The sequence below is a fragment of the Streptomyces aureus genome (assembly GCF_001418135.1).
GTDB classification, from domain to species: domain Bacteria; phylum Actinomycetota; class Actinomycetes; order Streptomycetales; family Streptomycetaceae; genus Streptomyces; species Streptomyces aureus_A.
The window spans coordinates 1-11893 of sequence record NZ_LIPQ01000445.1 but is presented as its reverse complement, the minus strand read 5'-3'; the positions used below and the strand labels follow the sequence as shown (position 1 = coordinate 11893).

General features: G+C 71.3%; 12 protein-coding genes and 1 pseudogene. 10 read left to right on the top strand and 3 right to left on the bottom strand.

Annotated features, from left to right (window positions below; translation table 11 throughout):
• The first annotated feature begins 99 nt into the window (after positions 1–99).
• From AOK00_RS30245 to AOK00_RS30230, 4 genes are all read left to right on the top strand, one after another.
• On the top strand, positions 100–438 hold the full coding sequence (locus tag AOK00_RS30245; RefSeq protein WP_055603405.1) for a thioredoxin family protein: 339 nt from the start codon (positions 100–102) through the stop codon (positions 436–438).
• A 266-nt stretch (positions 439–704) separates the two neighbouring features.
• Entirely contained in the window at positions 705–1280 is a 576-nt protein-coding gene (locus AOK00_RS30240; protein WP_055603404.1) for a HutD/Ves family protein, read from the top strand.
• 373 nt (positions 1281–1653) lie between these two features.
• Entirely contained in the window at positions 1654–2034 is a 381-nt protein-coding gene (locus tag AOK00_RS30235) for an FKBP-type peptidyl-prolyl cis-trans isomerase (RefSeq protein WP_055603403.1), read from the top strand.
• Positions 2035–2599: 565 nt separating this feature from the next.
• Positions 2600–2956 carry a DUF805 domain-containing protein gene (locus AOK00_RS30230; RefSeq protein ID WP_055603402.1) on the top strand — a complete coding sequence of 119 codons (357 nt, stop codon included), beginning with the start codon at positions 2600–2602 and terminating at the stop codon, positions 2954–2956.
• A gap of 269 nt (positions 2957–3225) precedes the next feature.
• On the opposite strand, the gene AOK00_RS30225 is transcribed toward AOK00_RS30230, so the two are convergent.
• A complete protein-coding gene (locus AOK00_RS30225) occupies positions 3226–3708 on the bottom strand; it encodes a DedA family protein (protein ID WP_055603401.1) in 483 nt (160 codons plus the stop codon).
• A gap of 544 nt (positions 3709–4252) precedes the next feature.
• Here AOK00_RS30225 and AOK00_RS30220 point away from each other — a divergent pair.
• The 4 genes and pseudogenes from AOK00_RS30220 to AOK00_RS30205 all read left to right on the top strand — a co-directional run bounded on the left by AOK00_RS30220 (position 4253) and on the right by AOK00_RS30205 (position 8250).
• Positions 4253–4810, top strand: a complete 558-nt coding sequence (locus tag AOK00_RS30220) for a hypothetical protein (protein WP_254047559.1) — start codon at positions 4253–4255, stop codon at positions 4808–4810.
• A 209-nt stretch (positions 4811–5019) separates the two neighbouring features.
• Positions 5020–6010: pseudogene (locus AOK00_RS30215) on the top strand (alkene reductase); the annotation flags it as partial.
• 470 nt (positions 6011–6480) lie between these two features.
• Positions 6481–7695: an outer membrane protein assembly factor BamB family protein gene (locus tag AOK00_RS30210; RefSeq protein WP_055603399.1), complete on the top strand. Its 1215-nt coding sequence runs from the start codon at positions 6481–6483 to the stop codon at positions 7693–7695.
• Positions 7696–7839: 144 nt separating this feature from the next.
• A complete protein-coding gene (locus AOK00_RS30205; protein ID WP_055603398.1) occupies positions 7840–8250 on the top strand; it encodes a RidA family protein in 411 nt (136 codons plus the stop codon).
• A 135-nt stretch (positions 8251–8385) separates the two neighbouring features.
• Here AOK00_RS30205 and AOK00_RS30200 read toward each other — a convergent pair whose 3' ends face one another.
• Positions 8386–8823, bottom strand: a complete 438-nt coding sequence (locus AOK00_RS30200) for an SRPBCC family protein (RefSeq protein ID WP_055603397.1) — start codon at positions 8821–8823, stop codon at positions 8386–8388.
• A gap of 114 nt (positions 8824–8937) precedes the next feature.
• Positions 8938–9954, bottom strand: a complete 1017-nt coding sequence (locus AOK00_RS30195) for an aldo/keto reductase (protein ID WP_055603396.1) — start codon at positions 9952–9954, stop codon at positions 8938–8940.
• 138 nt (positions 9955–10092) lie between these two features.
• Here AOK00_RS30195 and AOK00_RS30190 point away from each other — a divergent pair, with 138 nt between their 5' ends.
• Positions 10093–10995, top strand: a complete 903-nt coding sequence (locus AOK00_RS30190) for a LysR substrate-binding domain-containing protein (RefSeq protein ID WP_055603395.1) — start codon at positions 10093–10095, stop codon at positions 10993–10995.
• Between the two features lie 268 nt (positions 10996–11263).
• The coding region (locus AOK00_RS30185; protein ID WP_159041876.1) for a serine/threonine-protein kinase at positions 11264–11893 on the top strand (630 nt) is incomplete at its 3' end.

The following is an 11893-nucleotide window of genomic DNA, read 5'->3' as shown; positions in this document are numbered from 1 at the left end:
AGGGAGGGGGGGGGGGGAGGGCCCGGCGTCCTGGCCGGCCCGCCTCACCGCGCGGGGGATGATGGAGTGGAAAGACGGAACACAAGGTCAGGAGCTTCCATGGCGAAGCGGGTTCACCAGCCCCGTGAGGACGCGGAGTTCGACTTCATCCTCAGAATGAGCGCGGTCCCGGTCCTCGCGTACTTCACCGGGACATGGCCCAAGGCCATCGAGCCCTGCCGGGCGATGGACCTCGTCGTCGGTGGCATCGCCGACGAATACGCGGGCCGCCTCACGGCCGTACGGACCGACATCACACGCTGTCCGGCGGTCACCGAGCGGTACGGGATCACCGGCGCCGCCTCTTACGTCCTGCTGAAGGACGGCGAGCCGGTGGCGCACGGCGCGGGGCCCTCCACCGGCGCCGAGGTCCGGCAGTTCCTCGACGGCCACCTCTGACACCCGGCACGGCTTCGACGAGGACCGCTGCGGGAGCGCGACATCGTCGAGCGGGCGTTCAACCTCTGAAGCACCGGCGGGCGGTCGCCGCTCGCTACGAGCGCCGGTAGGGCGGGTGGGGCCGCATACACTGCGCTGGTGCGCCCCGGCGCCGACGCCTGACCACGCGGACTCGGCGTCGCCCTCCAGCGCAGGTGCCGCCGCTGGGCCGTGTCGCCCACCAGGGGTATCCGTACCCGTACCGCACGCAGTTCAGGAGCCCGCCCATGCACCACTTCGATGTCGAGACACTGACGCCGGGCGTCTGGCGCAACGGCGGCGGTGCGACCAGGGAGATCGCCTCCCGGCCCATGGGCGCGGAGGACTTCGGGTGGCGCGCGAGTGTCGCCGACATCGACCGGGACGGGCCGTTCTCGGCGTTCGGCGGGGTCGACCGGACACTCACCCTGCTGGCGGGCGACGGTGTTCTGCTGACCTCCCCCGGGGTGTTCGAGCGGCTGCCGGCCCGCGCGGGCGAGCCGTTCGCGTTCTCCGGTGATCTCGCGCTCTCCGCCGAAATCCCCAGTGGTGGCTGCCGGGTGCTGAACATCATGGTGCGGCGCGGGCACTGGACGGCTCGGGTGGAGCGGGTCGCCGGGCGTGTCCTGCCGCCGTCCGGACACGCCGGGGTGTTCTACGTCCTGCGCGGCAGTTGGCAGACCGGCGAGGACGGGCATGTCCTGGCCTCCGGCCAGGGCGTGTGGTGGGACGAGGACGGCACGGCGCCAGGAGAAGAGGCAGGGGTCGCACCGCTCTCGCCCGACGCCGTGGCCCTGTGGGCGGATCTCACCCCGACGGAGTGACAGGCCTGCCAGCCCGTCCGTCGCCGGCGGCGGCGGCGGCGACCACCACGCCAGGAACCTATGCCGGACAGACCCACAGGCCCTCGATTCATCCACGCTTCCTGATTGCCGCCGTTCGACGACGTCAGCGCATGCACGGACCTCAGGCCCAGGCTCAGGCTCAGCCTCGGCAAGGAGAGCCACACGCCCGGCTCGGACGCGAGCGGGCCCGATGCCGACCCCTGTGTGGGATGCCGGCTCCGCGCCGCGCACGGTGGGATTCGTCGTACTCCCCGGGTCGGCATTCTCGGTAACGTGACCATCCGACGCGTGGAGCGACCACGCGCCCGGCCGGTCCATACCCGGGCCTCCGGCGACGAGTAATGAGGCCGCGATGAGTGAAGCGACGAAGCCCGAGATCGACCTGCCCGAGGGTGAACCTCCCACCGAGCTCACGATCCGGGACCTCATCGTCGGGGACGGCAGCGAGGCGAAGCCCGGCAGGGTCGTCCAGGTTCACTACGTCGGCGTCACCTTCGAGTCCGGGAAGGAGTTCGACGCGTCGTGGGACCGCGGCCGGCCCTTCAAGTTCGCCGTGGGTGGCGGCAGAGTCATCAAAGGCTGGGACCGAGGGATCAGGGGAATGAAGGTCGGCGGGCGACGCGAGATCATCATCCCCCCGCGCCTCGGCTACGGAAAGCAGTCACCCTCGCCGCTCATCCCGGCCGGCTCCACCCTCATCTTCGTCGTCGACCTCCTCACAGTCACAGCCTGAGAACGAACCAGCTACCACCCGCCTTCTCCCCCCGAGGCCACCGCTTCCTCGCGCCGACAGCAGCGGGCCGTTCGGCGCCCCGTACGAGCGTGGTCGAATTCCTGCCGTTGTTCGCACAGGTTGCGGCGCTCCTCGCTGACTGCTTTGGCGCCGGTCGCGCGGTTTCAGTGGGGCTCCCGTTTGGGTGGGGTACAGCAGCCCGGCCTGGTGGAGGAAGTCGCGGATATCCCCACGCGACCCTGCGCCTGCAGCCCACGGGACCGATCTGCCGGCAATCCACCTCGCTGCCCACGGGCGCCTGCTCGATTGTCCCAACAGCATGCTGCGGAACGCGCCTCCCTCAGCCCCGGAGAACGTGAACTTCCTTCCCTGACTGGCCTGTTATTGCGCCCGGCGTTCGAGCCGCACGTACGCTTCGCAGCGCTGCGCTGCCCTGCAGGAGCGCCTCACCGGGGAACTCGGACGGCAGTCGGCAGCTGCCGTACCCGCCTCCGAGAACGCGATCTCACGGCGTGCTCCACAGGGACAGGCTCCCGCTCGCAATACCTGGTCAATGGGGGAAAAAGTGAACTGGTACCTCGACGTCCTCAAGAAGTACGTGGTGTTCAGTGGACGTGCACGCCGCAGGGAACACTGGATGTTCTTCCTGTTCAACATCATCGCGGTGATCATCGTCGCGACGGTCGACCTCGCGATAGGCACCTTCCCACTGCTCTACCCGATCTACTTCTTCGCGGTGCTCCTGCCGCACCTGGGCGTGACCGTCCGTCGCCTGCACGACACCGGCCGCTCCGGCTGGTCGGTCCTCTTCGGCCTGATACCGGTGGTCGGCGGCATCATCCTGGTCGTCTTCCTTGCCACCGAAGGCGAGCAGCACCAGAACGCCTACGGCCCGAGCCCGAAGCCGGCCGCGGCCCACTGACGGTTCGCGCCTCTGAGCCGAAGCCCCCGGGAGGTTGCCTTCCGGGGGTTTCGCGCGCGCAGAGCCGTTACGGAGCGACAGCCGCGGGCTCGCCGCCCGCAGCAGCTTGAGTCTTCCGAGTGTTCGGCGCAGCCGGGACCCTCCCTGCCGGCGCCGGGGACAGGACCCCTGCCTTGGCGTTTCGTCTGATCCAGCGCCACGCTCTCGTCAGGCCGATGATCGTGACGCACGCCTCCGACTCCGGTGTCCACCCGCTCTCGCGGGACGGCTCAGGATTCGTCGGCCACGGGGTCGGCGGAGGCCGGGACCGCCCTTCTCCTGCGGTACACCACCACCCCGCACCCCGCGAGGACAAGGACTGCCACGGCGGACACCCCTAGGGCCGTCTGCTCGGCGAAGAGCCTTCCCAGCACTTTGAGCGCCCCGAGCCCCGCAGTCGCGTAGACCAGCGCCCAGGCGGCTCCGCCCACGAACAGGGCGGGCAGGTAGCGCGGCAACGGCATGCGCATGCTGCCCGCGAGGAAGTTGGCGGCGGTCTGGAAACCGACGGTCAGGAAGGAGACGGCCACCACCGGCGCGCCCCACCGCTGGATCGCCCGCTCCGCACGCCCGAACTTCTCCGAAGAGATCCGCCCGGCGAATCTGCTGCGACGGGCACCGGCACCGGCGAGCCACCCGACGGCGAACGTCCCTCCGGCGCGAAGCAGGACGATGACGTAGAGGGCCCCGGCCGTGAGCGCGATCTCATCCACGGCGCCTCGTCCCGGGCGCGGGGACGAAACCCGCGTCCCACGTCACATCCTCGGGGCGCCCCGCTTCGCCGGGCGCACGACGCGCACAAGCTCGCTCGCTGTCTCTCACCTGCGCCCTGCCTCTGCCCGTTCCGTCTTCTGCGTTCCCACCTGAGGCACCGGGACCCTCACCCGCACGCCCGGGTCCGCACGTCAGGCAAGGTCAGCCTAACCTAACGCCCGAATGGCGGATACAGTGCACCGGGCCACCCGAGAAGCGGCGAGCGGTCGCGGTCACGGAATCCGCTCGGCACACCCCCAGCGTAGGCCGCTGCCACTGCGGCAGGGACCCGCTCCGCGGCAGTCGCGGCAGTCGTGTGCCGTGCCACCCGGCTTTCCCGTTGGTGCGTCCGTGCGCCCCGTGTGTCGCAGGTTTGCCCGTGGGGCGCGGTGGAAGGGTTGAATCCGACGACCGGCCGGACCTCCTCGACGCCACGACTCGAACGGGAGTCATCGATTGCGCCTCTACGCCCAGACAGCCGCACGCCGGAACCTTCAGGTGCTCGTGGACCTGATCGCTGTGGCCCTGATCGCCGTCGCGGTGTGGGCGGCTCTCGTCGTCCGCGAGACGATCATGCTGCTGGCCGAACCGGGCCGCAGGGTCGAGAGCTCCGGTGACCGCCTTGCCGAGGAGCTCGGCAACGCGGGGGACGCGGCGTCCGATGTGCCGTTGATCGGCGGCGTCCTCAAGAAGCCCCTCCAGGCCGCCGCCGACGCCGGCGCCGGATTCGCCGACGCGGGAGTCTCCCTCCAGGAGACCGTCAGCCAGGTCGCCAACGTCGTCACGACGGCCCTGATCGTCATTCCGGTGTTCGTCGTCCTGCTGCTGTGGCTCCCGCCGCGCCTCCTCTGGATCCGGCGCAGCAGCACCCTGCGCCGCCTCGCCGAGGCTCCCGGAGGCGCCGACCTGCTCGCCCTGCGCGCCCTGACGGGTCCGCCGGGCGCCCTCGCCAAGTTGCCCGCACCGCCGGGCGGATGGGCCGACGCCTGGCGTCAGGGGGACCGGGAAGCCATCGCCGACCTCAGCGCGGTCGCACTCGGACGCATCGGGCTACGGCCTTGAGCCGTCGCGGGAGTCCGAGACCGGAATGCCCTCGCCGGTGAGCACGACGCCGGCCGACCATGGTGCCGGTGCGCCTCTCACACGGCGACGTGCGTCGCCTCCGTGCGAGGGGCGGCCGGGAAGGAGGGGGAGGCAGCGGATATCCGGTTGAATCCCGCCTCTTCGACTCCGCCCACCTCGGCCCGCTGGAACTCCCCAACCGCCTGGTCATGGCGCCGATGACGCGCAACCGCGCCACGGCCGACGTCGTCCCGCTGCCCCTCATGGCCACCTACTACTCCCAGCGCGCCTCCGCCGGCCTGATCATCGCCGAGGCCTCCACGCCGAACGCCGTCGGCCAGACCCACCCGAACATCACCGCCATCCACACCGACGCCCACGTGGCCGGGTGGCGGCAGGTCACCGACGCCGTGCACGCCGCCCGGTGGGCAGATGTTCCTCCAGCTGCAGCACGGCGGCCGGGTCGGCCGTCGCTCCCTCGCCGATCCCCCTGCCCGAGCCGATCCACACGGCGACCGGCCGCCGAACGGCCGTCGTCCCGCGGGAGATGACCGTCGAGGAGATCCGCTCCACCGTCGCCGACTTCGCCGCCGCGGCCCGCAAGGCCGTCGACGCGGGCTTCGCCGGCGTCGAGGTGCACGCTGCCAACGGCTACCTGCTGCACCAGTTCCTCGCCGAGGGAACCAACCACCGCACCGACGCGTACGGCGGATCGGTCGCCCACCGCATCCGCTTCGTCGTCGAGGTGGTCCAGGCCGTCGCCGACGAGGTCGGCCCCGACCGGGTGGGTGTGCGGCTCGCACCCGGTCTGACCGTCAACGGCATCGAGGAAGGCGACACCGAGGACATCTGCCCCGCCCTCGTGACCGCGCTGAACGACATCGGTTCCGCCTACCTGCACATCGTGTTCGCCGACCCGGCCCAGCCGCTCTTCCAGGACATCCGCAAGGCCTGGCCGCGCACCCTCATCGCGAACCCGGTGCTCGGCTGGGGCAGCCCCCTGCCCGCGGACGGCGGCCGCCACGCCGCCGAACGTCTCCTCGCCGCCGGAGCCGACCTCATCTCCCCGGGCCGACCCTTCCTGGCCAATCCCGACCTCGTCGAACGCCTGCGGACCGGCGCCCCCGTCAACCCCGTCCGCGAGGAAGGCCTGATGTACACGGGGGCGGCGAGAACGGCTGCACCGACTACCCGTACCTCCCGCGCGTCACGGCGACCGTGGCCTCGCCGCGTGCGCACGGATCGCCTGTAGCTCGCGTCTCCCGCTTCCCCGCTCGCGCTCCCACTCCCGCTCCCGCTCCCGCTCCCGGGCTCACCAGCTCCCAGGCCCACCGGCCCACCGGTTCCCTGGCGCGCCTCGGGGGCCCGTCGGTCAGCCGGCCTCCTGGTACTCGGGCGCCTTCCGCGTCTTCACGCCGACGAAGACGAGTGCCGGCCGCACGGCTACGACGCCGAGGCAAGGGTGGCAACGAGGCCGTCACGAAAGGGGAAAGAGGGGGCGGAGAGGTCGGCGGCAGCCTTACCGTGGGCGCGGATCGGGGGGTGCGATGCGGCGTCGAGGGTGGCGGTGGCTGCTGGGTGGGGTACTGGCCTTACTGGTCACGGGGTGTTTCGCCCCGCAGGGGCCGATGTTCGGCGATGGTTCGGCGGTCCCCGAGGAAGCCTCGCGCGTGCGGACGCCGGTACGGCCGGGGCCCGACGGCACCTGGGTGGTGAACTCCACCGAGGCGGGGCTGCTCGGCCAGGGGCGCACGCTCGTCCGGCTGAAGGGGCCGGAACGCCAGGGCTGGCGGCTGACACTGCCCGACGAGTTCGCGTTGACCTCACGACAACCAGGCGCGGCACACTCCGCGCTGGTCCAGGACCACAAGGTCGTGCTGGTCGGCGGACGCGAAGGCCACCGAGGACCGACCGCTGTCGCCGGGCTCGACGTGCATCAGGGGCGACTGGCCTGGCGGCACGCTCTGCCGCCGGGCAGCCGGGTGTTCCTGTACGAGAGCGGGTTCGCGACGGTGCTGGTGGCCGACTGCCGCCCCGGGTCCTGCCGGTTGACCGGATGGGACTCCTGGTCGGGCCGACGCAAGTGGACGCGCACGGAGTCCGGGGTGGTCCGGGTCCTGGACGGCTGCCGGGCCGACGCCTTCGCCGTCGAACGGCCCTCCGACGTCCACCGCTGCCTGCCCTATCTGGTCACCCCCGGCCGCGTCGCCACCCTCGACCCGGAGAACGGCCGGCCGACCTGGATGACGGGCCTCCGGATGCCCCGCGGGCCCATCGACCGGATCACCCAGAACGGCGGGCACGTCACGATGGCCACCGAACCGGCCAAGGGCAGCTGTCGCGCCACCGTCGTCGCCTGGCGGATCGCCAAGTACGACGGTCACGAGGAGTACGACTGGCAGCGCTCCTTCGTGTGGGACCAGCCCCAGGCACCTCGCGACCCGCGTACGGGATGCCGGTGGGACCGCACTCTCCCCCTGTTCATCGGTTACGGGCTGGCGCTGCCCGAGGCCGGAGGAGCCCTCGTCGTCCCGCACTACACCGGCACCCTGGCCTACTCCCGGCGGCTCGCCCCGGGCGAGTACCTCGTCACCGACGGCACCATGAACCAGATCCTCCGCGCGCCCGGCCGCCCGGACCGGACCCTGGACGAGACCGACCGGCCGTTGCGCCCGCGCGACCTGAGTCCCGCCGCCCGCCTCCTCATGAACAGGTTCTGGCAGGACGGCCGACGCCTGCTCCTGCTGGGCTACGAGGATCGCGTCCTCTGGGAGGGCACATCGGACTGCCGGGCCTTCGCCGGCCATGGCGAGGGTCCCTGGGTGGGACTCACCTATTGCGACGGCGACGACCTGGTCACCCTCCGCCCCACGGACGGGGACTGACGGGCCGCGCAGCCGACCGTCGGTCCTCTTGAGCCGTGCGAGGGCAACAAGCGCAGTGGGGGCAGCGAGAAAAGGAGAGGCGCCGGGGGCGTGGCGTTGGCAGGATGTCCGCGCTCCGCACCCGCTGGAAAGGACCCGCCGACCGTGGCTCGTGCCATCACCCTGATCCGCTCCGCCGCACTGTCCGACGTCGCCGAGTACGCCTATGCCGCCACGGCACCCGCCGAGTCCCGCCTGATCTTCCTCGCCGGGGCGTGCCCCCTGAACGACGACGGCTCGACGGCCGCGGTCGGGGACTACGCGGGCCAGGCGTCGAAGGCCGTCGAGAACATGCGGGTCGCTCTCGCTGCCGCCGGCGCGTCGCTCCAGGACGTCATCAGCACACGGGTCCTCGTCGCATCGGCCCGGCGGGAGGATCTGGTGGCCGCCTGGGAGGTCGTCCGGGACGCGTTCGGTGACCACGACGTCCCCAGCACCTTGATGGGCGTCACCGTGCTCGGCTACAAGGACCAGCTCGTCGAGATCGAGGCCGTCGCCGCCGTACTGGATCAGTAGGACCCGCCGGCGCGTCACGACGGCCGGGGCACCACCCAGGAAGTGCGTTCCTGCCATGGCACGGCACTCCGGTCGTAACGCCGCCCGGCCCCTCCCCCGCGTCTCCGCGGGCGAGGGGCCGGGGACGTCGGGCCGTCACGAGGTCCCTCGGGAGAGGCGTGAAGTGACCGTGCGGTGAAGCGCGGTCAGGCCGTCCCGGTAGATGCCGTGGAAGAGGGCGATGGCCTCTTCGTCGCGGACGCCGTCCGGTGTGAAGGTGCCGGTCCACTCCACACGGGCCGTGGCCCGGTCCGGTCCCGCGTGGACACGGAGCGTGGAGAGGTAGCCGGTGACGGGGAACGGGGCCTGGAGGATGGAGTAGCTGTAGCTGCGGGCCTTGTCGTCGAAGGACTCGAGGCGTTCGACGATCACGCCCCCGTCCTCGTTGGTGAGGGTCCGGACGCGTCCTCCCTCCCCCAGGCTGCTGGTGGGGATGTAGGGCAGCCATTCCGGGAGCGAGTCGAAGCCGCCCATGAGCTGCCAGACGCTGTCCGGGGACGCGGGGATGTCGATGGTCGCGGTCGTGGTGGCCACGGGTTCTCCTTGGTCTGTCTGGTTTGTCGAGTTTGTCGGGTTCTGCAGAGGGCGGGGATCAGGGGACGTCGGGGGAATGCGGGACAGGTCCGTCGGACGGTGGAGGGAGGAAGTTCAGGCGGTGGGAGCCGGCGAGGGTGCGTCCCCCGCGATGAGCCCTTCGGCCCGGAGCTCGCTCCAGAACGCGGAAGGGATCGTCTCCTCCAGGGCGGCGACGTCCTCCGCGATGCGGCTGGGCTTCGTGGCGCCCGGGATCGCGGCGACGGTGGCCGGGTGGGCGAGGGAGAACTGCAGGGCGGCGGCCTTGATGCCGACGCCGTGGCGATCGGCGACGGCCTTGATCTGCTCGACCTTGTCGATGACGGCCGCGGGTGCCTTCTGGTATTCGAAGTGCGTGCCCCCTGCGAGGATGCCCGAGCTGTAGGGCCCGCCGACGACGATGTCGACTCCCTGTTCCGCGGCGGCGGGGAGCAGGCGCTGCAGGGCGCGGTCATGGTCGAGGAGCGTGTAGCGGCCGGCGAGGAGGAACGCGTCGGGCTTCGGCTCGTCGAGGTCGAGGGTGAGCTCCAGGGGCTCGACGCGGTTGACTCCCAGGCCCCAGGCCTTGATGACGCCCTCGTCGCGGAGCTGCTGGAGGACGCGGAAGGCGCCGGTGCGGGCGGTCTCGTACGCGGCCAGCCACTCGTCCCCGTAGAAGTCCTGCGCGACGTCGTGCACCCACACGATGTCGAGGCGGTCGGTCCTCAGCCGCTTCAGGCTGTCCTCGATGGAACGCAGCGTGGCGTCGGCGCTGTAGTCGTTGACCATCTTGTTGGGGCGTCCGTGCTCGAAGAGGCCGCCCTTCTCGCCCAGGTCGCGGGCGGTCGGGTCCTCGATCTCGTCGAGGACGAGACGGCCGACCTTGGTGCTGAGGACGAACTCGTCGCGGGGATGCCGGGCGAGCACGTCGCCCAGGCGGATCTCGGAGAGGCCCGCGCCGTAGAAGGGGGCGGTGTCGAAGTAGCGGATGCCCTGGGTCCAGGCGGCTTCGACGGTGGCCGCGGCCTCGTCGTCGGGGATGGCGCGGAACATGTTGCCGAGGGGGGCGGTGCCGAAGCCGAGGGCGCCGGGGAGGAGGGACGCGATGGTCATGAAAGATCCTTTTTGCTCAGAATGAGACTGATTACCAGTGAATGGACGATCCGTCTGCCTTGTGCTTCCGAGGTTAGGATCCGTACATGAGACTGTCCAAGACTTACTCGGGCTCACTTCAGTCCTTTGAGGTCCCACATGCTTGACCTGCGACAACTCCGCTATTTCGTGACCGTCGCCGAGACGGAGCACGTCGGGCGGGCCGCCGAACGGCTCCACATCTCCCAGTCGCCGCTCAGCCGGCAGATCGCCCAGCTCGAGAAGAGCCTGGGCCTCACCCTCTTCGAGCGCAGCCAGCAGCGCATCCGGCTGACCTCGGACGGTCATGTCTTCCTGACCGAGGCCCGCGCTCTGCTGCGGCACGCGGACCGGCTGGAGAACCTGGGCCGACGGCTCGGCCGGGGCGAGGAAGGCGGGCTGTGCATCGGATACGTGGCCGACGCCATGCACACGGGCGTCCTGCCGACGGCCCTGCGCACCCTGCGCGAGGAGCGGCCGGGCATCCACGTGGCGTTGTACGACCAGGAGTCGGCCGACCAGTTCGAGGGCCTGCGCCAGCGGAGCCTGGACATCGCGCTCGTCCGCACGCCCCCTCCCGAAGACGATCCGGACCTGGACGCCGCGCCCCTGCTGCGGGACCCGCTGTTGCTCACGCTGCCCGAGGACCATCCCCTCACGGGTCGGGAGGACGTGGCCCCCGACGACCTGGACGGTCAACCGTGGATCGCGGTGGGCGACTCCCACGCCCCCGGGTGGCGTGACGCGTTCGTCGCCTCGTGCACCGCGTCCGGATTCACCCCGGACATCCGCCTCGACGCCGCGGACGCCCTCACGGCGCTGGGCCTGGTCGCCTCCGGACTCGGCCTCGCGCTCGTCCAGCAGAGCATGGTGCGCGGCTCGACCGACGGCATCGTCGTACGGGAGCTCCCCTGGTACGACGGTTCGGTGCAGCTGTGGGCGGCCTGGCACCGGGTCGATCTCCGGCCTGTGGTGGCGTCCTTCCGCGAAACGGTCCTGGCGGGAAAGCCACAGCCTGAGTGAGCCCGAACCCCTGGCGGGAAGGCCACAGAGGTCCACCGGGTCGCCGCCCAGGCCGGCTCCCGACTGCTGTTACGGCCTTCGTCCCGGGGCCGGTTCCGGCGCGTCCACGCGCGGTTCGTACTGCCCCCGGGCCTCCGGCTTCCCATGGGCCCCTTCCGTAGGCCGGGATCGGCGGCGCGCCCGGTTGCCCTCTTCCCCGGGGAACCGGGCGTGGCCAGAATCTGTCCCTGTCAGGGGGAAAGTCGGCCACGGCGTCAGGGGGACGAACATGGGCGCATGGGTGGTGCCGGGGTACACCGAAGCCCGGGAGCTGGGTGCCGGCGCCAGTGGGCGCGTGGTGCTCGCCACGCACGAGGAGACCGGTATGCCGGTCGCCGTGAAGTACCTGAGTGAGCGGTTCCGTTCGGACGAGGCGTTCGTGCGCGGGTTCCGGTCCGAGGCCCGGCTGCTCGGGACCCTGGACACTCCGCATGTCGTCGGGTTCTACGAGTACGTCGAGGCGCCGCGGGGCGCCGCCATCGTGATGGAACTCGTCGACGGCGTCGCGTTGCGGGCCCTCATCGCGCGGGAGGGGTCGACCGGTCCCGAGGCCGCGCTCGTCGTGCTCAAGGGCTCCCTCCTGGGCCTCGCCGCCGCTCACCGTGCGGGCGTCGTGCACCGCGACTACAAGCCCGAGAACGTTCTGGTCGCCGCCGACGGGTCGTCCAAGCTCGTCGACTTCGGGATCGCGGCCGGCCGGGGCGCCAGACCGGGTGTCGCCGGAACCCCCGCCTACATGGCGCCCGAGCAGTGGAACGGCGCTCCCGCCTCACCGGCGGCCGACGTCTACGCGGCGACCGCGACCTTCTTCGAGTGTCTGACCGGCCGTAAGCCGTTCTCCGGCGACAACTTCGCGGAG